We start from the raw sequence: 21,272 nt of genomic DNA, 5'->3' as shown, positions 1-21,272 counted from the left end.
CATGATGTTGGCTACCTTTGCAGTCGCGTGCCTGGTTGTTTCGCCAGCGTTTGCGGGCCAGAATGATGACGCGCGCTTTCGGGTTGGCGTCACCGGCGGTACCTTGGGCATTGGCCCGGAGGTTGCCTATCGGTTGAACGACCGGCTTGGCGTGCGGGCGAATGCGACTTTCCTGTCGGTCAGCCATTCCTTCGATTCCGACGGCCTGAATTATGACGGCAATGTAAAGCTGGGTTCCGGCGGTGTTATGCTGGACGTCTTCCCGTTCAAGGGCGGCTTCCGCATATCGGGCGGCGTTCGCATCAACGGTAACAAGGCGCATGCCATTGCCCGCCCGTCGAACAGCAACGGCAGCTACACCATCGGCCTCAACACTTACACGGCGACGGAAATCGGCACGTTGCGCGCGGATACGGAACTCAATGACGTCGCGCCGATCCTGACCGTCGGTTATGGCGGCGGCACCAGCAGCGGCTTCACCTTCGGTGTCGAAGCCGGTGCGTTGTTCCAGGGTGGCATCCGTATCAAGCCGCTGACCTATACCGGCGCGATCACGGGCGCTGCTCGTGACCGGCTGCTCGCTGATCTGGAGCGGGAGCGGGCCAGCGTGCAGGACGATATTGACGATTACAAGGTCTATCCGGTGGTGCAGATCAGCGTGGGCTACCGCTTCTGATTCTTATGGACGGTTTCCGGTGTCATGATTGACTGTGGCCCCGGTGACGACAGGCCCTGTCCGGTTTAGACCGGGCGGGGCCTCTTTCATTGGGCGCATGGAGCTTTGCCCATAGCGGGGATGGCGCATCTTCGTGTCCACGCCCCCCCCCAGCCTCAATGATCGACCCGGCAATTTCTACCTTGTCGGTATGCGCCGTGCGCTCGCAAGATGATGGGCGTGGGTGATAGCGACGGCGAGGGCGTCCGCCGCGTCCGCGCCCGCGATCTTTGCGCTGGGGAGCAAGCGGGCGACCATCGCATGGACCTGATCCTTCGACGCATTGCCGACGCCGACGACGCTCTTCTTCACCAACCGTGCGGCATATTCACCGACATCCACGCCTGCACGTGCCGCACCCAGTAGGACGACGCCGCGAGCCTGCCCCAGTTTCAGCGTGGATTGGGGATTGGAGTTGACGAACACTTCCTCAACCCCTGCGCCTGTCGGCTGATATTCGAGGATCAGGTCGGTGAGCGCGGCGTCGAGCGCGAGCAGCCGCGTCGCGAGCGACCATTTGGTGTCGGTCTTTATCTGTCCGTTGGCGATATGGGACAGCCGGTTGCCGTCCGCTGCGATGATGCCCCAGCCGGTGGTGCCGAGGCCGGGGTCGAGGCCGAGCAGGATCATGTCAGAGTTTCAGGCTCCATCGCGCGCCGACAAACAGCATCAGCCAGTAGAGGAGCAAGGTCAGCAGGATACCAAGCAGCAGCGATAGCCAGAAGCCGACGCCATGGCGCAGCAAGGCCGGGATGAGCAAAAACATCGGCAGCGTGGGCAGGACATACCAGAAGGTCGCCTGTGAGTAGCGCGCCATATTCTCCGCATCGGGATTTTCGACCCACAGCAACATCATGGCGAAGATCGCGATGAGCGGCAGAGCGGTCAGCAGCGCCCCCAGCATGGGCAGGCGCCGAGCCAGTTCTGCAATGGCGGCGATCAGCATGCCGGACAGCAATGCCTTCGCCGCCAGAGCGCCCATCAGCCCAGTTTCTCCATTACCGCGTCGGACACTTCATAATTGCCCCATACGGTCTGGACATCATCGTCATCGTCCAATGTGTCGACCAGTTTCAGCAGGGTGGCGGCATTGGCCTCATCGACCTCCACCGTGGTCTGCGGACGCCAGGCGAGCTTTGCCGCATCGGCCGCGCCAAGTGTAGCCTCCAGCGCCTTGGCGACTTCGTGCAGGCCGTCCATCGCGGTCCAGATCTCATGCTCTTCGTCGTTGGATGTGACATCCTCCGCTCCGGCTTCCAGCGCCGCTTCGAAAATAGCTTCAGCATCGCCCGCGCCGGCCGGATAGGTGATGAGGCCCATGCGGTCGAAGCCATGGCTGACCGCGCCAGACGCGCCCAGATTGCCGCCGTTCTTGGCGAAGGCGGTACGGACATTGGTGGCGGTGCGGTTGCGGTTATCGGTCAGCGCCTCCACGATGATCGCGACGCCGCCGGGACCATAGCCCTCATAGCGGACTTCCTCGTAATTCTCCGCATCGCCCTTGCTTGCCTTGTCCACGGCGCGCTGGATATTGTCCTTGGGCATGGACTGCGCCTTGGCCGCGTTGATCGCGAGGCGCAGACGCGGGTTCATGTCGGGATCGGGTGCGCCCATCTTGGCCGCCACGGTGATTTCGCGGCTAAGTTTGGAGAACATGGCCGAGCGCTTCTTGTCCTGCGCGCCCTTGCGGTGCATGATATTCTTGAATTTGCTATGGCCTGCCACGGGCGGGCTCCTGATTTTTCAGTTTACGGAAGTGACGCGCTCTCTAGCCCCGCGCCGGACAGGTGGCAAGACGGAGCAGGGATAAGAGGAGAGACGGATATGACGATTCAGGGCCTCGACCATGTCAATATCCGGGTACGCGACGTCGAGGCGACCGCCGCCTTCTTCATCGACGTGCTGGGGATGCAGCGTTCGCCGGAGCGTGCGAGCTGGATTCTCGACGCTAGCGGTCATCCCGCGATCCATCTGGGTGCTGCCGATGCGCCCTATCCGTCCGATGCCTGGCGCCCGTTCGAGGCGCAGCGGGGCAGCGGAGCCGTGCATCATGTCGCGCTGTGCTGCACCGGTTTCGACCGAATGGTAGAGCGGCTGACCATGCTGGGCGTGGAGCATCGCACCAGCATTTTCCTGTCCATGTCGCTGCGCCAGATATTGGTGGTGGAGCCGGGCGGCATCCTGTTGGAGCTGAACTTTAAAGGAGAGTGAGGCGCGCGCCTGCCCCGCCAATAGAAGACGGTCACGCCTGACGGAAGGACGCGCTGCCCTAAAATTACCGGATCAGGCGGGCACGCCGTACAGATCGTGCTCGTCCGAATCCTCGATCGCCACGTCGATGATGTCACCCGCCTTGAGCGCGGGATATTTGTCCTGCACGTCGCGCAGGAAGACATTGCCGTCGATTTCCGGGGCGTCTGCTTGCGACCGTGCGGTCGCGCCGACGGAGCCGTCTTCATCCGCATCGCCGACCTCGTCGATGATGACGGGCAGGATACGGCCGACCTTGGCCGACAGCTTCTCGACGGAGATACGCGCGGTCAGCTCCATGATGCGGGCGTAGCGTTCCTCCTTCACCTCCTCCGGCACGGCGTCGGGCAGGTCGTTGGCGGGCGCGCCCTCGACCGGCTCGAAGCGGAAGGCGCCGACGCGGTCGAGCTGCGCTTCCTCCAGCCAGTTGAGGAGATATTGGAAATCCTCCTCCGTTTCTCCGGGGAAACCCACGACGAAGGAGGAGCGGATGGCGATGTCCGGCGCGATGCTACGCCAGCCCCGAATGCGGTCCAGCACCTTTGCCTCATTGGCGGGGCGCTTCATGGCCTTCAGCACGCGCGGGGAGGCGTGCTGGAAGGGAATGTCCAGATAGGGGGTCAGTAGTCCTTCTGCCATCAGCGGGATCACCTGATCCACATGGGGATAGGGATAGACATAGTGGAGCCGGGTCCAGATGCTGCCCGGCGCCTGCCCCAACTGGCCCAGCGCGCGGGCAAGGTCGGTCATGTGGGTGCGGATTTCATCGCCCTTCCACAGCCGCTTCTCATGCTTCACATCGACGCCATAGGCCGATGTATCCTGCGAGATGACCAGCAATTCTTTCGTGCCCGCCGTGACCAGCTTCTCGGCTTCGCGCAGCACGGCGTCGATGCGGCGGCTGACGAGGTCGCCGCGAATCGACGGAATGATGCAGAAGGAGCAACGGTGGTTGCAGCCCTCCGAAATCTTCAGATAGCTGTAATGACGCGGGGTGAGCTTGAGGCCGCCCTCCGGCACCAGGTCGATGAAGGCGTTGGGCACGGGCGGCGCGGCGTCATGGACGGCGTTGACCACCGCTTCATATTGATGCGCGCCGGTGACGGCCAGAACCTGCGGAAAGCGGGCGCGGATCACGTCTGCCTCATTGCCCATGCAGCCGGTGACGATGACCCGGCCATTTTCCGCCATCGCTTCACCGATCGCCTCCAGCGATTCCTCCTTGGCGCTGTCAAGGAAGCCGCAGGTGTTGACCAGCACCACATCCGCGCCCGCATAGTCGGGCGACAGCGCATAGCCATCGGAGCGCAGCTTGGTCAGGATGCGTTCGGAATCGACCAGCGCCTTGGGACAGCCGAGCGAGACCATGCCGACTTTCGGCTGGGGGGGGAGTTTTGTTGCCATGGATGGCGGGCACATAATGTTTTTGGCGGGAAAAGTCACGTCCCGCGATACCGTGGGTTTTGGGGCGATGCAGGTGCGGCGGCGGTGCAGCTGTAGGGTGGGCAATTTCCCGTCGGCTTGTCGGATTCGCGTAGCTTTCGGTCCGGCCGCAACGAGCCGCTTCAGAATGGCATCTTCACCGAAATCATCGCGCGGTTGCTGACCATGCCGCCCGGCAACGCCTGTTGTTCGGCTTCCACGCCGATGCGCGATGTGCCGATGAAGCTGGTTTCGGCGCGAGGCAGGATGGGGCCGGGCAGACGATCCTCTATTCGCAATGTTTTCCGGTCCCCGATCCTGCGACCGCGTATGATGATCGCACTGTCATTCTCCGAGGGGGGAAGTTTGCGCAGGTCGAAGTCCAGCGTGTTGAGGGCTGCCTGTGAAGCCGCGGTTTGGAGAAGGAGAAAGAATCCGGAACATGCGATACCCCCCCCCTAACTGAGAAGTATTCGCATGATTGGACGCAATTAAGGCACTGATATGGTGATGATCTTTGTTCAGATTCTGCGAGACGATCAGTAGATTGTGCCCTTCGGAACTGTCTCCACGCGCGACGCGAAGCTGCCGGGCGCGAGGGGGGTATCCAGCGCGATGGCTGCGGCTTCTGTCACCTTTTCATCCCTGTTGCTGTCGACAACGACGGTCACGCCCGACGGGGACAGGGGTACGCGGCGGCTGCCCAAATAGAAGACCGCACCCTTCAGGCTGCCCGGTGTATGCAGGATGATGCGATAGCCCGCGCCATCGTTACAGGATCGGGACAGCAGGCCGAGGTCGATGCGGCGTGGGGTGACCACCTCCGGCGCTTTGCTGAACTGCGCCTCGCAGCGGGTGGGCACGATGCCGGTCAGCGCAATGGTTGCGCCGTGCGACGGTGCCGCCACCACCGCCGAGGCCGCGATGCCCAGCGTCGCTCCCATCAGGGCAATCTGCCCGGAATGCCTCATCATCGTCGTCAAAGCTCCGTCGGGGCGTCCTTGCCCGTGCGACTAAGGTCGTAGGAATGAAGGCAAGGCGAGCAGAGGTGGTTTACAAAAAGGCAATCATGCTGTTCCCGCAGTTCCCCTATGTCGTGCCCTGAACCCGCACGATCTCCACCACGCAATCGCCCGGCTGGAGCGCGGCGGCCTCCGGGTCGTCGAAGCCATAGGGTTTTCCGCCGCGGTAAAAGCGTACGCCAAGGCCGGTGGTGATGGCGGAGAGAGGGCGACCGATTTCCGCTGTCGTCACTTCACGCTCGCCGAGCTTTATACGGCCGTCGGTGCTGGCAAGATCGGCCAGATAGTCGGCGATGTGAAAGCCCTGCGACGATCCGGCGAGCAGCAGGCCCGCAAAACTCGCCGGGTTGATGACGGTTGTCGCGCCCGCCTGCCGCGCCAGCACCTCATTGTCCGTCGCGCGGACCACCACGCTGATCGGCACGTCCGGGGCGAGGTGGCGGGCGGTGAGCGTCATGAGGATGGAGGTGTCGTCGCGACCCGCCGAGATGATGATCGCCCGCGCCCGACCGACTTTCACGTCTGACTGGATATGGTCGCGGGTCGCATCCCCGGCAAGTACGTTGAAGCCCGCTGCCTCCGCCAGCGCGATAGCGCTATCGTCGCGGTCGACCACCACCATGTCCGTGGGATCGACCCCGCGCGCGACCAGTTCGCGCGCCGCTTCCGACCCGCTGGTGCCAAAGCCCAGAAGGACGATGTGCCCCCTCAATTCCTGCTGTATGCGGGCCATGCGCCACCTGTGCCATGTGTTGCGAAAGACGAAGTGATAGGCGGTGCCCAAGAAGACCAGCCAGACGAAGATGCGGATCGGCGTGACGATGAAGGTCTCGAACAGGCGGGTGCCGTCGCTGACCGGCACGATGTCGCCATAACCGACCGTGGTGACGGTGACGGTCGTGAAATACAGTACGTCTATGAAGCTGATGGCCCCGTCGAGATTATCCTTCAGCCCATCCCGCTCGACCCAATGGACGATCAGGACAATAGCCACCATGCCGATGATGAGCGCGATGCGCCACGCCAGATCCAGCCAGACCGGCATGCCGGATCGACGGCGCAGAAAGGCGGGTGCAGGCTGGCGGGGGTCGTCGTGGAGGCGCATGGGAGCAGGAGAGTGCCCTAGCGATCGAGGGAGGGCAATGGGGTGTGGCTGGAGGCGGGGTGCGGCCTTGGTGAACAGGGCCTTTAAATGCTCATCGCCACTCAGCGCACCCGGTCTGCTTTCAACGAAACGCCTCCGCCAGCGCCGCCATCGACCCGTCATGCGTCAGGTCATAATGCAGCGGTGTCACCGTGACATAACCCTGCGAGATGGCTTCCAGGTCGGTGCCTTCCGGCACGCGGCCGGTCAGGCCCAGGCCAAGCCAGTAATAGGGATAGCCGCGCGGGTCGAAATTCTCGATGATCTTCGTGCGGTCGACGTCGTGGAAGCCCTGCCGCACCACGCGCACGCCCTTGATCGCGTCTGCACCGATCGGCGGGAAGTTGACGTTGACCAGCATGTTGCGACCAGCGGGCACGGTCAGAAGCTGGCGGATCACCCGCTCGCCCCACGCCGCCGCCGCGTCGAACGGCACGGAGTCGCCAGCATTTTCCTTGGAATAGACCTGGCTGAGCGCGATGGAGCGCACGCCATAGATCGCCCCCTCCATGGCGGCGGCTACGGTGCCGGAATAGGTCACGTCCTCCGCCAGGTTCGCACCACGATTGATGCCCGACAGGACGAGGTCTGGCGGGCTGTCCTTCATGATATGGCCGATTGCCATCGCGACCGAATCCGTGGGTGTGCCGGAGACGCTGTAGCGTTTTTCGGCATGCTGGCGGATGCGCAGGGGTCGGGACAGGGTAAGGCTGTGCGACGCGCCCGACTGTTCCTCCGACGGGGCCACGACCCATATGTCGTCGGACAGAGTGCGGGCGATGGCCTCCAGCACTTTCAGGCCCGGCGCATGATAGCCATCGTCATTGCTCAGCAGGATACGCATTGTCGGTAACTCCGGCGGCTCAGCGTGGCGTCAGGACGTCCAGCCCGCCCATATAGGGGCGCAGCGCGTCGGGCACGGTCACGCTGCCGTCGGCCTGCTGGTAATTTTCTAGCACGGCGACCAGCGTGCGGCCCACCGCGAGGCCGGAGCCGTTGAGGGTGTGCAGGAACCGCGTGCCCTTTTCGCCTTCGGGGCGATAGCGGGCGTTCATGCGGCGCGCCTGAAAATCACCGCACTGGGATACGGAACTGATCTCGCGATAGGTCTGCTGGCTGGGCAGCCAGACTTCAAGGTCGAAGGTCTTGCGCGCGCCAAAACCCATGTCCCCGGTGCACAGCAGCATGCGGCGATAGGGTAGGTTCAACGCCTGCAATATGCCCTCCGCCGCTGCGACCATATGGGCATGCTCGGCCTCTGCCTGTTCGGGCGTGGCGATGGAGACAAGCTCCACCTTCTCGAACTGGTGCTGGCGGATGAAGCCGCGCGTGTCGCGCCCCGCCGATCCCGCTTCCGAACGGAAACAGGGTGTCAGCGCGGTGAAGCGGATGGGGAGGTCGGCCTCGCTCTGGATCGCTTCCCGTACGAGGTTGGTCAGGCTGACTTCGGCGGTGGGGATGAGCCAGCGGCCGTCGGTCGTCCTGAATAGATCCTCGGCGAACTTCGGCAACTGACCCGTGCCGACCAGCGCCTCGTCGCGGACGAGGAGGGGCGGATTGACCTCCTCATAGCCGTTCTGCGCGGTCTGTATGTCCAGCATATATTGGGCAAGGGCGCGGTGCAGTCGGGCAATGCCGCCGCGCAACGCCGTGAAGCGCGCGCCGGACATGGCCGCACCGCCCTCGAAATCCAGACCCAGCGCGGGACCGAAATCGGCATGGTCCTGCGGCGTGAAGTCGAACGTACGCGGGGTGCCCCAACGATACTGCTCGATATTGTCCGCCTCGTCCGTGCCCTGCGGCACATCCTCGAACGGGATGTTAGGGATGGCGAGCAGCCGGTCGGACAGGGTGGCGGACAGGTCGCGCTCCTGCGCTTCCAGCGCGGGCAGATTTTCCTTGAGGGCGGCGACCTCGGCCTTCAGCGCGTCGGCCTTTGCCACGTCCTTCTGGCCCATCGCCTGACCGATGGCCTTGCTGGCCTCGTTCCGGCGGGCTTGATTGACCTGCAACCCGGTTGCGATGGCGCGCAGTTCCATGTCGATAGCGAGGATGGCGTCCGCCGCCGGATCGAGTCCGCGCAGGGCAAGCCCCGCGTCAAAGGCGGCGGGGTTTTCGCGGATGGCTTTGATGTCATGCATGATGGCCGAGCCTATGAAGGCTCAGCCACCCTGTTTCAAGCATGCATCGGTCTTATTGGGGTCTTTTGGCCCCGTGTCAGCCCTGCTTGCGGCGCATCAGGTGGCGGCGTGCTGCGAGGGCTGCGACAGCGCCTGCGAACAGGCCGATGACCGGCGGTGCGGGGACGTCATGGCCACCGCTGGAGCCACTGGACCCCGAACTGGTGCTGGAAGAAGAACTGCTGCTGCTCGACGAAGACGAGGAACTGCTGGAGCCGGACGAACCGCTCGATCCTGAACTTCCGCTCGAACCCGATGAACCGGAGCTGCTGCCGGAACTGCTGGACGAGGAGGAGGAAGAGCCGCTGGAGCCGGACGATCCTGAGCTACCGCTGGAGCCACTGGACCCGGACGAGCCACTCGAACCCGACGACCCGCTGCTCGACCCATGATGATGGCCAGGTTTGCCGGGCTTGCCACTCGATCCGCCGGACGAGGAGGATGACGAGGACGAACTGCTGCTGGACGAGGACGACGAAGAACTGCTGGAACTGGACGAGCTGCTGACGCCTGACGAAGTACTCACATTGCCGGACGACGTGCTGACCCCGGACGATGTGGAGACACCCGAAGAGGTGCTGACATTGCCAGAGGAGGTGCTGACGCCCGATGAGGTGGAAACGCCGCCCGTGGATGTGCTCACGCCACCTGTGGATGTTGAAACACCGCCGGTGGATGTCGATACGCCCGACGATGTGCTGGACGTGGAGGAAACGCCGCCCGTGGAGGTGGAGACGCCGCCGGTCGAGGAACTTGTCGATCCGCCACTGGTCGAAGTGGAACCACCTGACGTGGTCGAGGAAACGACGACCGAACCGCCACCGCTGCTGCTGCCTCCAAAGAAGCCGCCGAAGAAACCGCCACCGCCGCCGAAGCCGCCACTGCCGCCGCCGAAGAAGCCGCTGGATCCGCCACCGCCGCCGCTGAATTCGACCAGCGGCGCGTTGAAGACGGTTGGCACGAATACCGCGGGCGCCTGTGCCACGACGGTGCGTGCACGGACGCAGGCGCGACCACCGTTGCCGATGAACTGCCCCCCGCCATAGGAAACATTGCTATAGCCTGCACCATAGCTCGCGCCATGCGAGGCTCCGCCGGAAACGGTGCGGGTGGTGGTCGTCGTCACGCGCTTGCGTACAGTGCTGCTAGCGCTAGTGTTAGCGCTGGTGAGGCGGCTGCGGCTGGTGGTGCCGGATGCGCTCTCCGGTCCCTGGCCATAACGATAGCCTGCACCGCCTTCCATCTTGGAACGGTCCACGCCACTGCTCGTCGTGCCGCTCGTCCAGTGAGTCGCGCCGCTGGCACCATGCGCCGCGCTGCTTTCGCTGGCCCAATGAGATGCTGCGGAACGGGTCGCGCTGCCGCCGCTATAGCTGGCGCCACTGGCATAGCTAGCGCCATGGCCTGTCTGGCCATAGGTCACGCCGCTGGCGGCGGGACGATAGGCGGCGGGCGCCGCATAGGCGGAATCGAAACTGGCGTTGACTGAGGAAGAGAAAGCATCCGCGCTACCCGCGAGCACATAGTTGGGCGGACAGCTCATCACGGTGTTGACCGTGCGGCGCACGCGTTTGACGACGGTACGCTTGACCACGGCCTTGCGGACCGCGCGCTTGACGGCCTTCGCCTTGGCCTTGTGATGCACGGCGGGACGCGGTGCATGCATGACCTGCATTGCTCCGCCGCCCACCAGCGCGCCGCCACAAGCGCAGGCGCATAATTTCGCAAGGGCCATTCGTACCGACATGCTCACTACTTTCTCTTTGTGTCTGCGGCCAATGTCCCCATACCGCCGACACGCCCTATTACTGGAAAGAGCAAAACAAACCCTTAACTGCAACGCGGATTAACCCTGTAGCGCTGGAGAAATCGCCCTGAAATAGGACGTAAAATTATAATCAAGGAGTCGTTGTCCGATAATGATACATTAACCATCTTTTTCACATTCGGCGTGCTTCCCTAATCTTCTTCGTATGAGGAAACGGTGTTGCGGTTCATATGGGATACAGAGGCGCGGCCTTATGGTAGTGGGCCGGGTGCGACTTCTATGCGCTCTCGTGGCGGTTCGGGCGAGTTTCCGGGGCGGTCAATGTCGCGGCGCCGCTTGTCTCGCGATCACGGGCACAGTATAGGCGCCGCGCGAACCGGTTGCGTCCGACAACGGATGCGGCCCAAGCGACGGAGTGTATGGGATGTCTACGCTGGTGCCTTCCGTTGAAGGGTCTTCGCCTTCGAAAGGGGGGAGAGGAGTGGATCTGCCGGACGGTTATCGTCCGACCGCAGACGAAGAGTTCATGAATCCCCTGCAGCTCGAATTTTTCCGGCGGCGATTGCTGGACTGGAAAAAGCAGATACTCAGCGAGTCGGAGACGACCCTCGCGGTGCTCCAGAACGAGCCGTTGCGGGAGCCGGACCTGAATGACCGGGCTTCCAGCGAAACGGACTGGTCGATCGAACTGCGGACCCGTGACCGGCAGCGCAAGCTGATCTCCAAGATCGACGCCGCGCTACACCGGATCGAGGATGGCGAATATGGCTATTGTGAAGTGACCGGCGAACCGATCTCGCTGGGTCGTCTGGAAGCTCGTCCGATCGCGACGATGACGGTTGAGGCTCAGGAAAAGCATGAGCGGCAGGAAAAGGTGTCGCGCGACGATTGATCCGCGCTGCGGCTTTGGCATTGGGGCAAGCCGGGTGTACCCGCTCGCCTTCATCGTGACGCGACTGGACGCTGGTATTCTAAGGCCCGACCATATGCCCGGCGTGGGAAATCCCGCCGGGTAAGTCTTTTTTCAATCTTCATCGATTATGTGTGGGACGTCCGTAGGCCCATGTTATGGAACCACATAATCGCCATGTCGCACGAGATTGATCCCGCCTCTCCCGCAGCAAGGCGGACCGCCCAGCGCGACAGCCTGCTCCTGCTCACTGAATTTTTGGATGAGGAAGGCGAGTCTATTGCTTCCGTCCGTGTGCGCAACCTGTCTGCCACCGGACTGATGGCAGAATGTGACCGCTTGCTGGTCGAAGGGAGCAGGGTGCGCCTGACCCTGCGCGGTACAGGTGAGATTGGGGCCAGCGTATCCTGGTGCCGGGATGGCCGTGTCGGGCTTGCCTTTGACGAGCATATCGATCCGATGGTCGTACGGCGCCCTGTCGGTGCAGGTGCGCCCCGCGCAACGCCGACGCTACCGGTCACACGTTTTTCCCGGACAGTGCGATAGCCCTGCGATTTCCGAGGGATTAGACTGGGAGAGTGCACTCCTTCGGGTTGCACAGCATGACAACCCATCGGGTCGCACCGAGACAGAAATGGTTTGTCCGACAGGACTTAAATGTGCATGGCATCGCACCGGGAGGGGCTTTGCAATCCCCCGGTGCGCCACGCCATTGTGTGCACGTTTCAGGCCGCCATTTATCCGGGTGGGAGAATGGCGACCGTCAAACGCGCGTCTGATGTCAGTGGGAGAGGTTTTGAATTTCCTGCTTGATGGCGAGCTTTTGCTTCTTGAGCGTTGCCACGAGGGAAGTATCGGGCAGTGGCCGGGACGACTCGCTTCTGAGTCGCTGGTCGATACCGGCATGTTTGGCATGAAGAGCGGACATATGGCCTGAATCCATGGATTTCCTCCTTTCCCTGCCAATCAGGGGAGGATGAGTAAATCACGATTCGCTACCTTTGTCTCGCCTGTGCTGATGCTTAGCGACGAAATGACATTTTTTCGCGGGGCGCTGGTCAGGCCATCGCGCGGCATGATAGGGACCATGTCGTGATGACAGCCGACGAAATCGCGCAGCGCCTCGAAATTCTGCGGATAGAACATCGTGACCTGGACTGCGCCATTGCGGCACTGCACCAGTCCTCCTCGCCTGACCAGTTGCAGCTCGCCCGATTGAAGAAGCGAAAGCTGCGCTTGCGCGATGAGATCGCGTTGCTGGAGGACAATCTGGTCCCCGACATCATTGCCTGACACGGGGCTGTCGGTCGTACGGCCTGCCTGGACAGGGACGCAGGTTTTGCGCGCAGCCTGGGCCTCCCCGGCGCCGTTCCAAAGTGGCACGGTTCCATCCCCCATTGTTTTGCTTAAGGTGTACTGACAGGGCCATGCCGCTGTGGCAGCAGCAGGGTATGACCTTATCCGACAATCGCCTCTTCCTGATCGACGGCAAGCTGATCGACGACCTTTATGTCGAGGCCATGGTCCTCGCCGACGAGGCGCGGGCCTATCTGGAGAAGGATGCGACGGTGGCACGCGACCTGATGGAACCGATGGAGCGGGTCCATTTCTCCTGCGAGGCGCTGAAGATCACCACGCGGCTGATGCAGGTCATTGCCTGGCTGCTGAGTCGTCGGGCCTATATGCGTGGCGAGATCGACCTGATGGAGAGCCGCAGCGAGCAATATCGGCTCGGTGATGCCGCACCGTCCGACATGGGGGCAACCGGCGGTTTCCCCGCCGACATGCGCGTCCTGATCGCGTCGAGCGAGAGCCTCTATATGCGGGCGCAGCGTCTGGAAGAGCAGTTGATCGACCGTCCGCTGGGTGGTGCAAGGCCGGGTAACAGCCCGGCGCGCGCCCTGATGCAGTTGCTCCACACCGCCTTCTGAGGCACAAGCCCGGACGAAATCCGGCATGAAGGTTGGCGCGGGAGCAGAATGAACCTCCAGCCGCCGCGTCTGGTCATGGACGGGCTGGTTACGGGCAGGCAAATCGGGCACAGCGTGGGAATGGATCGCCGACCGTCGAGCAGCCTCCGGCACCCCGTATCGTCCGTAGCACCCACGACACTGGTCGGGGCGGCCATGATGCTGTGCGTGCCATTCGGCGCGCAGGCGCAGGCCGAAGCGCAGCCGCTGATAACGGCACCGATCGTTTCGGATGCTGCCTCTCCTGTCGATTCCATGATGCCGCTGGACGACCAGTTGGATAGCATGCCAGACATCGGCCTCGATTGGCCCGATCTGGGTGCGGATGACCCTGCCATAGAGACTGTCTCCGATGCCCCGCTCGCCGACCTGTCGTCCACCCCTCCCTTTGCAGAGGGCGCGGCTCTACCGCCGCTGCCGGTCCTGACGCCCGAAGCGGACGAGGGTGCGCGGCAGGCGGAGCGGCTGGCGGCTATCGATCCGACCCGGCCGCTCCGCTATGCCGTTCAGTTGAAAGGTATAGACGCCATCGCCGATACGCTCTTCCGCACTCGCTTCGATACGTTGTCGGAGCTGAAGAAGGGCGAGGATGACGACGCCAATGTCGCGCAGGTCACACGTCGGGCGCGCACGGATGTGGAACTGCTCGACCGGCTGATGCGGACGCGCGGCTATTATAATGCACGGGTCGTCTACCTGTTGGATGCGGCGGCGGGCGGCGGGCAGCAGCGGCTCGATGTGACGATGGATGTGACGCCGCGCAGCCTCTATCGCCTGACGGATGTGACGGTGGCGGGCCTGTCGTCACAAGACCCGCGCGAAGCCCGACTGCGGGCACTGTTTACGGTGAAAGCTGGCGATCCGGCGGATACCGATGCGATATTGGCCTCCACCGATGCGCTGCGCGGTGGTTTGGCGGAGGGCGGCTATCCCTTTGCAAAGGTGGAGGAGCCGGTCCTGCATGTCGATCATGACGCGGACAATGCCTCTCTGGATCTGATCGTCGCGGCGGGGGGCTATCGCCGTTATGGCACGATCAGCGTGACCGGCGACCCGCCGTTCGACGCGGTGCATGTGACGGAGATTGCGCGTTTCAGGCCCGGCGATCCCTATCGTCACAGCGAGATCGTTGATCTGCAACGGGCGCTGGTCGCCACCGGGCTGGTCGGCAGCGCCGACGTGACACCGGAACGCGCCGCCAGCGCGGACGGGGTGGACCTGTCCGTCCACTTGACCAAGGCACCGCCGCGCACCATCGCGGGCGAACTGGGCTATGGCACCGGCGAGGGTGCGCGTGCGGAGATAAGCTGGAGCCACCGCAACCTGTTCCCGCCGGAAGGGGCGCTGACCCTGCGCGGCGTGGTCGGCACGCGGGAGCAGAGCGCCAGCGCCACTTTCCGCCGCAATAATTTCAAGCGGCGCGATCGGGTGCTGAACGGGCAATTGGCGTTCAGCAACCTCAAGCGTGACGCTTATCAGGCGACACAGGTCAGCCTGAGCGCCAGCCTGGAACGGCAGACTAACATCATCTTTCAGAAGGCGTGGGTCTGGTCGCTGGGCACCGAACTGATCCTGTCCGACGAACGTGACCTCTATGGCGCGAGCCTGATCCCGCGCCGCCGCACCTATTTCATCGCCGCCGCGCCGGTCAGCCTGACCTATGATGAGAGCGATGACCTGCTGGACCCGACGCGCGGCTTCCGGCTGGGCGGGCGGCTGTCGCCAGAACTGTCGTTGCAGGACAGCACTTTCGGCTATGTCCGCGCGCAGGTAGACGCCAGCGCCTATGTCCCCATGTCGCAGCGGCTGACCGTTGCAGGCCGGGTACGGCTGGGCACCATCGTCGGCGCGTCTTCGGACCGTATCGCACCCACCCGCCGCTATTATGCGGGCGGCGGCGGGTCGGTGCGCGGCTATAGCTATCAGGCGATCGGGCCGCGCGACCTCAATAATGATCCAGTCGGAGGTCGCAGCTTGGGCGAGATTTCACTAGAGGCGCGCTTCCGCTTCGGCAATGCGAACCAGTTCGGCATCGTACCCTTCATCGACGCGGGCACCATTTCCTCCGATCCTTGGCCATCCATCACGGAAATGCGCGTCGGCGCGGGGCTGGGCGTGCGCTATTATTCTAGCTTCGGGCCGATCCGTATCGACGTGGGCACGCCGGTCAACCCGCAGCCGGGCGACAGCCGCATCGGTGTCTATGTCTCGCTGGGGCAGGCTTTTTGAGCGCCGACGCGCCAATGGAGGAGGCTGCACCGCCGACCGTCCCGGTGAAGCGCCGCAGGGCGCACTGGCAGGCGGCGTTACTCGGCCTGATCACGCTTGTCATCGCCGCGCTGGCTGGCGCGCTGTGGTGGATCGACACGGACAGCGGCCACCGCTTCCTCGCTAGCCGTATCGACGCGATGCGTCCCGCATCTGGCCTGCGCATCGGCGTCGGACGGATTGAGGGCAGCATCTATAAAAGGCTAGTCCTGCATGATCTGGCGCTGGGCGATCCACAGGGGCAGGTGGCCTTTGTACCGGTCGCCTATCTCGACTGGTATCCGGTCGCTTGGTTAAGCAACCGGCTCGACATCGACCGGCTGCACGTGCCGCGCATGGCGCTGGACCGGATGCCAAAACTGCGGCCCAGTGGCGCGAAGAAACCGATCCTGCCCGGCTTCGACATCCGCCTCGCCGACCTGCGCATCGACCGGATCGATTTGGGCAAGGCGATTGCCGGGGAACAGCGTACCGCCCTGCTCAAGGGGCGGGTTGATGTGCGGTCGGGCCGCGCCATCATAGCACTGGACGCCCAGTCGCGGGACGCGGGCGATGCCATTCGTCTGGCGCTCGACAGCCGCCCGGACGACAATCGTTTCGACCTCGAACTGCTGGCAGTCGCGCCACGGGGCGGCGTGCTCGCCGCGATGAGCGGCATCGGTAAGTCCTTTGTGGGGCGTGTGACCGGAAAGGGCGACTGGACATTATGGAAAGGGCAGGCGCTGCTCTCCATCGACGCCACGCCGCTGTCGCGCATCGACATTGTGCAGCAGCAGGGCCGCTATGCGTTGAAGGGAACGGTGGAAGCCGCCGCGTTGGGCACAGGTTTGCCGAGCCGTCTCGCCGCTCCGCGCATCGCCCTTGATGCCGAGGGCAGCATGGCTAATCGCATCGTCGACGGGCGACTGAGCCTTCGGTCGAGCGCGCTGGAGGTAAAGGCGAAGGGCGGCATCGACCTGGGCCGGTCGGGCTTCGACAATCTGCTGCTCGACATCGACATGCCCCGCGCGGGCGTGCTGATGAAGAATGCGTCGAGTGACGGGCTGGTGGCCCGCACCCGGCTGAACGGGCCATTCGCGACGGCGGCCTATGAATATCTGCTCACCGCGCGCCGCTTGACGCTGGGCAAGACCGGGATCGAGGGGCTGCGCAGCGCGGGCAAGGGGCGGTTGGCGCTGGCCGACACCACTGTCATCCCGCTCGACCTGCGTGCGGCGAGCGTGGTGCTGCACAGTCCGGTGCTGGACGATGTGCTGCGCGACGTGTCGATCCGGGGTCTGGCACAGTTGAAAGCGGGCATGCTGACCAGCCAGCCGGTCGCGATACGCTCCAACAAGATCGACGGGCGGGTCGTGTTGCTCGCCGACTTCCGCCAGGGCCATTACAGTGCCGCCTTCACCGGCGATGTGCGAGGAATAGAGATACAGGGGCTAGGCCGGGTCGACCTGAACAGCAAGATTGGCGTGATCAGCCGCGCGGGTACGGGGTTCAGCGTCAAAGGACGGGCGCGGGCGATCATGCGGCGGCTGGACAATGGTTTCCTGCGCGGTCTGGGTGGCGGATTGCCACAGGTGGTGAGCGACCTGACGCTGGAGCGCGACGGGCGTGTGCGCTTTACTGGCCTGACCCTGACCGCACCTGCCATCCGCCTGAGTGCGCAGGGCTATCGCTCAACCGATGGCCTGTTCCATTTCACCGGCACCGGCCAGCATTCTAGCTATGGCCCGCTCCGCCTGGCGCTGGACGGCAAGATCGACCGGCCGACCGTGGACCTGACCCTCGCCAGCCCGCTGCCCGCGCTGGGCCTCAAGGATGTTCACGCACTGCTGGTGCCCGATGCATCCGGCTATGCCTTCACCGCAGAGGGGGGATCCCGGCTGGGACCGTTCACCGGCCATGGCGCAATCCTGCTCCCCCGTGGCCTGTTCGCGCTGATCCAGATCGTGGAGGTCAAGGTCGACGGCGCAACGGCCAGCGGCACCTTGCGCCCCGTCACCGGCGGGCTAGACGGGACGCTGGCCCTGCTGGGACAGGCAAAGGGGCCGATCGACTTCAGCATGGTGGACGGCGTGCAACAGATCGGGCTGGATCTGTCTCTGGACCGAGCGCGTTTTTCCGGCCCACCCGCTATCGCGATCAATCGCGGCACGGTGAAGGGAACTATCTTGTTGCGTCTCGGCGCGACCAGTCTGGATATCGCCGCGCAGGGACGGGGCCTTCGTTATGGCACGGCGCGGCTTGGCCGTTTCTCCGCGACCGCCAAGCTGGTCGAAGGAACGGGCACCGTCACCGCCAGCGTGGCGGGGCAGGGCGGGCGCTTGTTCGACGTGCAGATGCGCGCGGGGATTACGCCGGAGACGATCCGCATCGAAGCCAACGGATCGCTCGACCGCGCGCCGGTGAAGTTGAGCCGCGCAGCGGTGTTGCGAGCGGAGGATGGCGGCTGGAGGCTGGAGCCGGCGGTGCTGAGCTACCGTGGCGGGTCGGTGCGGGTCGGCGGGCTGTTCGGCACGACAGCCACCCATATCGACGCGGCCATTGCCCAGATGCCGCTGGCGCTGCTCGACCTTGCCAATGACGAACTGGGGCTGGGCGGGGTCGCGAGCGGGACCGTTCGCTATGATGCGCCACGCGGCGGGGTACCCGGCGGGGCGGCGAAGATCCGCGTGCGCGGGCTGACCCGGTCCGGGCTGGCGTTGAGCAGTGCGCCCATCGACATTGGCATCAATGCGGACCTGAGTGGCAGCCGCGCCGCGATGCGCGCGGTAATCGCTGCGGGCGGCAAGGTGACGGGTCGGGCGCAGGCGCTGATGACGCCGCTGGGCGCGGGCACGCTGATGCAGAGATTGAACGCCGCGCCGCTGCGCGCGCAAATTCGCTACGTCGGCGATGCCGGCACGCTGTGGCGGCTGAGCAATATCGAACTGTTCAACCTGTCCGGGACGGCCACCGTCAATGCGGATGTGGGCGGCACGCTGGCTGATCCGGTCATTCGCGGCGCGGTCGCGACCGACAATGCGACGCTGCAAAGCCCGGTGACGGGTATGACGCTGACCAATCTGGCGACGCGCGGCAGTTTCGATGGCGCGTCCCTGAATTTCGAGCGGCTGACCGCACGGACACGGGGTGGCGGCACGGTGGGCGGTACGGGACGCTTCACCTTCTCCGGGGAACGGGGCATCGGCATCGACATTGCTGCGACGCTGACCCGCGCAGTCATTCTCGACCGCGACGACATTGGCGCGACCGCATCCGGTCCGATCCGCATCCGGTCGGAGGGCGACGGCGGCCTGATCTCCGGCGAGTTCAACGTCGTGGACAGCCGTTTCACGCTGGGTCGGGCGGCGGCCATTGCGGAAATCCCCGAACTGCGCGTGGTGGAGGTCAACCGTCGCGGCGAGGAAGTGGAAGCGCAGCGGCCCGCATCGCCCTGGCGTATGGCGATCAAGGCGCATGTGCCCGGTCGATTGCATGTCACTGGCCTTGGCATGGAAAGCGAATGGTCGGCCGACCTCGACATCGGCGGCCCCGTCACCGCGCCAACTCTGGTGGGAGAGGCCAACCTAGTCCGGGGTGACTATGATTTTGCGGGCAAACGGTTCGAACTGCGCGAGGGACGGCTGCGCTTCCTGGGCGAAACGCCGATCAACCCGCAACTCAACATCCGCGCGCAGGCGGACGTGAACGACATCAGCGCGACGATCAGCGTCACCGGCTCTAGCGCCAAGCCGATCATCGGCTTCACCAGCATCCCCGCGCTGCCGCAGGATGAATTGCTCTCCCGCATCTTGTTCGGCACGTCCATCGCGAAAATTTCTGCGCCGGAGGCACTGCAACTCGCGTCCGCCATTGCCGCCTTTCAGGGTGGAGGTGGCGGGCTGGATCCGATCAATGCGGTGCGCCGGGCGACGGGCCTGTCACGACTGCGCATCCTGCCTGCCGACGCCACAACGGGCGCGAAGACGGCGGTGGCGGCGGGAAAGAATATCGGCCGGTCGGTCTATGTCGAACTCATCACCGATGGGCAGGGGTATAGTGCGACGCGTACCGAATATCAGATCACCCGCTGGCTGGCCCTGATCGGTGCTGTCTCCACCATCGGCCGGGAAAGCGTCAACCTGCGCGCGACAAAGGATTATTGAGGCACGCGCACTTCATGATGGGGGCGGAATAGGCGGCCATTCTCGGCAAAGAGAACCATCGCCAATATTCCCAGACTGCACAGGAAATAGCCCGCCACCACGGGTACGACCGTACCATCGAAATTCTGGCCGACGATGATGCCGATGATCGCGCCGCCCAGTGTTGATATGGTGCCCTGTACCGATGCTGCTGTGCCAGCGATCTCGCCCATCGGCTCCATCGCCATCGCGCCGAAATTGGAACCGAGCAGGCCGGAGCAGAACATGGCGGCGAACTGGAACAGCGAGAAGCTGACGAGATTGTCGCCAAAGATCAGCGTCGCGGCCAAGTGGATGGCGCACAGGCTGATGAACAGGATCAGGGCCGTGTGCGATACCCGCCGCGACCCCACCCGCATAACGATGCGGCTGTTCAGGATCGACGCGAAGGCCATGCCGCCCGCGATGAAGGCGAATAGGATGGGAAAATGCTCAGCCTCCCCAAATGCGCCGAACACCTGCTGTGCGCTGTTGATGAAGCCGACCATCGCGCCGAACGACAGGGTCAGCGCCAGCGTGTAGCCGATGGAGGTGCGGTTGGTGACGACCGTCCGCATCGCCGCGCCAATCTGCTTCAGGCGGATCGCACGCCGATACTCTGGGTGGAGCGTCTCCGGCAGGCGCAGGCTGACCCATCCTAGCACGAAGATGGCAAACCCGCCCAGAAACAGGAAAATCGCATGCCAGGGCGCAACCAGCAGGATCAGTTGCCCGATCGACGGCGCGAGCATCGGCACCGCCAGAAAGACGAGGAAGCTAAGCGACATCACCCGCGCCATTTCTCGACCCGAATAGCGGTCCCGCACGATGGCGACGGCCAGCACGCGGGTGCAGGCAGCGGCCACGCCCTGCATCATGCGCGCGGCGATCATCACTTCAAAACTGGCGGCAAAGCTCGCCAGAAGGCTGGTGGTCGCATAGAGGCCTAGGCATAATATGATGAGCCGCCGCCGGCCGAACCGGTCGGCCAGCGGGCCATAGATGAACTGTGTCGCGCCGAAACCGATCATATAGGCGGACACTACCCATTGCGCCTGGTTCACGCTGGACAGGTTCAGCGCGGTCGCGATGGCAGGCAACGCGGGCAGCATCGTGTCGATGCCCAGCGCATTGATCGCCATCAACATGGCGACGATGCAGACAAATTCTCGAAACCCAATCGCGACGCCACCCCTGTCGGGTGCGGGCGCGGTCGGTTCCGTCAGCGGGGAATGCATGAGTGGCTCCGGTCAGCCGGACGGCTTCGGCCCCCAAATGGAACCAAGGGGCGTGGAAGGCAAGTGTCGTGCGTCGCTTTGTTGGATGATCGATAGAGAGGGTGACGACGAAGACGGTCCTGTCCACTGGGTGATCGGCCTTCCCGGCACTCTCCCGCCCCACGGCACTGGACGATCCCTTCGATCCGCCTATACCGGGGGAATGGCCCCCAAAACCCCCTCGAA

Annotated in this window: 21 protein-coding genes; 10 read left to right on the top strand and 11 right to left on the bottom strand. The window is 64.0% G+C overall.

The window, feature by feature from the left end:
• The first annotated feature begins 1 nt into the window (after position 1).
• Positions 2-676, top strand: a complete 675-nt coding sequence (locus tag LWE61_RS08590; RefSeq protein ID WP_234149643.1) for a hypothetical protein — start codon at positions 2-4, stop codon at positions 674-676.
• A gap of 177 nt (positions 677-853) precedes the next feature.
• Here the strand turns inward: LWE61_RS08590 and ruvC are convergent, their stop codons facing one another.
• The 3 genes from ruvC to LWE61_RS08575 are packed head-to-tail and all read right to left on the bottom strand — an operon-like array spanning position 854 to position 2,440.
• Positions 854-1,345: a crossover junction endodeoxyribonuclease RuvC gene (ruvC, locus tag LWE61_RS08585; protein WP_234149642.1), complete on the bottom strand. Its 492-nt coding sequence runs from the start codon at positions 1,343-1,345 to the stop codon at positions 854-856.
• 1 nt (position 1,346) lies between these two features.
• Positions 1,347-1,697, bottom strand: coding sequence for a DUF3147 family protein (locus tag LWE61_RS08580; RefSeq protein ID WP_234149641.1), 351 nt, complete (start codon positions 1,695-1,697; stop codon positions 1,347-1,349).
• Positions 1,697-2,440, bottom strand: coding sequence for a YebC/PmpR family DNA-binding transcriptional regulator (locus tag LWE61_RS08575; protein ID WP_234149640.1), 744 nt, complete (start codon positions 2,438-2,440; stop codon positions 1,697-1,699). The genes LWE61_RS08580 and LWE61_RS08575 overlap by 1 nt, the downstream gene beginning before the upstream one ends.
• 99 nt (positions 2,441-2,539) lie before the next feature.
• On the opposite strand from LWE61_RS08575, the gene LWE61_RS08570 reads away from it, so the two are divergent.
• Positions 2,540-2,926 carry a VOC family protein gene (locus LWE61_RS08570; protein WP_234149639.1) on the top strand — a complete coding sequence of 129 codons (387 nt, stop codon included), beginning with the start codon at positions 2,540-2,542 and terminating at the stop codon, positions 2,924-2,926.
• A 72-nt stretch (positions 2,927-2,998) separates the two neighbouring features.
• On the opposite strand, the gene rimO is transcribed toward LWE61_RS08570, so the two are convergent.
• The 6 genes from rimO to serS form a co-directional block, all read right to left on the bottom strand.
• Positions 2,999-4,384, bottom strand: coding sequence for a 30S ribosomal protein S12 methylthiotransferase RimO (gene rimO, locus LWE61_RS08565; RefSeq protein WP_234149638.1), 1,386 nt, complete (start codon positions 4,382-4,384; stop codon positions 2,999-3,001).
• Between the two features lie 146 nt (positions 4,385-4,530).
• Entirely contained in the window at positions 4,531-4,686 is a 156-nt protein-coding gene (locus LWE61_RS08560; RefSeq protein WP_234149637.1) for a hypothetical protein, read from the bottom strand.
• A gap of 240 nt (positions 4,687-4,926) precedes the next feature.
• The gene (locus tag LWE61_RS08555) at positions 4,927-5,361 is read right to left on the bottom strand and encodes a hypothetical protein (protein WP_234149636.1); all 435 of its coding nucleotides are present in this window, start codon (positions 5,359-5,361) and stop codon (positions 4,927-4,929) included.
• 115 nt (positions 5,362-5,476) lie between these two features.
• A complete protein-coding gene (locus tag LWE61_RS08550; protein ID WP_234149635.1) occupies positions 5,477-6,514 on the bottom strand; it encodes a potassium channel family protein in 1,038 nt (345 codons plus the stop codon).
• 121 nt (positions 6,515-6,635) lie between these two features.
• Complete coding sequence (surE, locus tag LWE61_RS08545; protein ID WP_234149634.1) at positions 6,636-7,397, bottom strand: 5'/3'-nucleotidase SurE; 762 nt, start codon at positions 7,395-7,397, stop codon at positions 6,636-6,638.
• Positions 7,398-7,416: 19 nt separating this feature from the next.
• The gene (gene serS / locus LWE61_RS08540) at positions 7,417-8,694 is read right to left on the bottom strand and encodes a serine--tRNA ligase (protein WP_234149633.1); all 1,278 of its coding nucleotides are present in this window, start codon (positions 8,692-8,694) and stop codon (positions 7,417-7,419) included.
• A gap of 86 nt (positions 8,695-8,780) precedes the next feature.
• Here serS and LWE61_RS08535 point away from each other — a divergent pair, with 86 nt between their 5' ends.
• The 4 genes from LWE61_RS08535 to LWE61_RS08520 all read left to right on the top strand — a co-directional run bounded on the left by LWE61_RS08535 (position 8,781) and on the right by LWE61_RS08520 (position 11,957).
• Entirely contained in the window at positions 8,781-9,125 is a 345-nt protein-coding gene (locus LWE61_RS08535) for a hypothetical protein (RefSeq protein WP_234149632.1), read from the top strand.
• A gap of 12 nt (positions 9,126-9,137) precedes the next feature.
• Complete coding sequence (locus LWE61_RS08530) at positions 9,138-9,779, top strand: hypothetical protein (protein WP_234149631.1); 642 nt, start codon at positions 9,138-9,140, stop codon at positions 9,777-9,779.
• Positions 9,780-10,925: 1,146 nt separating this feature from the next.
• Positions 10,926-11,393 carry an RNA polymerase-binding protein DksA gene (gene dksA, locus LWE61_RS08525; RefSeq protein ID WP_407696213.1) on the top strand — a complete coding sequence of 156 codons (468 nt, stop codon included), beginning with the start codon at positions 10,926-10,928 and terminating at the stop codon, positions 11,391-11,393.
• Positions 11,394-11,564: 171 nt separating this feature from the next.
• A complete protein-coding gene (locus LWE61_RS08520) occupies positions 11,565-11,957 on the top strand; it encodes a PilZ domain-containing protein (protein WP_326490624.1) in 393 nt (130 codons plus the stop codon).
• Positions 11,958-12,192: 235 nt separating this feature from the next.
• Here the strand turns inward: LWE61_RS08520 and LWE61_RS08515 are convergent, their stop codons facing one another.
• Positions 12,193-12,354 (bottom strand): YdcH family protein, encoded by a 162-nt coding sequence (locus tag LWE61_RS08515; protein WP_234149628.1) that lies wholly within the window; start codon positions 12,352-12,354, stop codon positions 12,193-12,195.
• A gap of 152 nt (positions 12,355-12,506) precedes the next feature.
• On the opposite strand from LWE61_RS08515, the gene LWE61_RS08510 reads away from it, so the two are divergent.
• From LWE61_RS08510 to LWE61_RS08495, 4 genes are all read left to right on the top strand, one after another.
• Positions 12,507-12,704: a YdcH family protein gene (locus tag LWE61_RS08510; protein ID WP_234149627.1), complete on the top strand. Its 198-nt coding sequence runs from the start codon at positions 12,507-12,509 to the stop codon at positions 12,702-12,704.
• Positions 12,705-12,862: 158 nt separating this feature from the next.
• On the top strand, positions 12,863-13,342 hold the full coding sequence (locus LWE61_RS08505) for a DUF1465 family protein (RefSeq protein ID WP_234149626.1): 480 nt from the start codon (positions 12,863-12,865) through the stop codon (positions 13,340-13,342).
• Positions 13,343-13,390: 48 nt separating this feature from the next.
• Entirely contained in the window at positions 13,391-15,610 is a 2,220-nt protein-coding gene (locus tag LWE61_RS08500; protein WP_234149625.1) for an autotransporter assembly complex protein TamA, read from the top strand.
• Positions 15,607-19,791: a translocation/assembly module TamB domain-containing protein gene (locus LWE61_RS08495; RefSeq protein WP_234149624.1), complete on the top strand. Its 4,185-nt coding sequence runs from the start codon at positions 15,607-15,609 to the stop codon at positions 19,789-19,791. Before LWE61_RS08500 ends, LWE61_RS08495 begins: the two co-directional genes overlap by 4 nt.
• Here LWE61_RS08495 and LWE61_RS08490 read toward each other — a convergent pair.
• Positions 19,785-21,047, bottom strand: coding sequence for a multidrug effflux MFS transporter (locus LWE61_RS08490; RefSeq protein ID WP_234149623.1), 1,263 nt, complete (start codon positions 21,045-21,047; stop codon positions 19,785-19,787). The two genes, LWE61_RS08495 and LWE61_RS08490, sit on opposite strands and share 7 nt — an antisense overlap.
• Positions 21,048-21,272 lie beyond the last annotated feature (225 nt).

The organism is Sphingobium sufflavum, from assembly GCF_021403115.1.
GTDB classification, from domain to species: Bacteria; Pseudomonadota; Alphaproteobacteria; order Sphingomonadales; family Sphingomonadaceae; genus Sphingobium; species Sphingobium sufflavum.
Note: the sequence above shows the minus strand (reverse complement) of the source record. Positions and strands in the feature narration are given on the sequence as shown.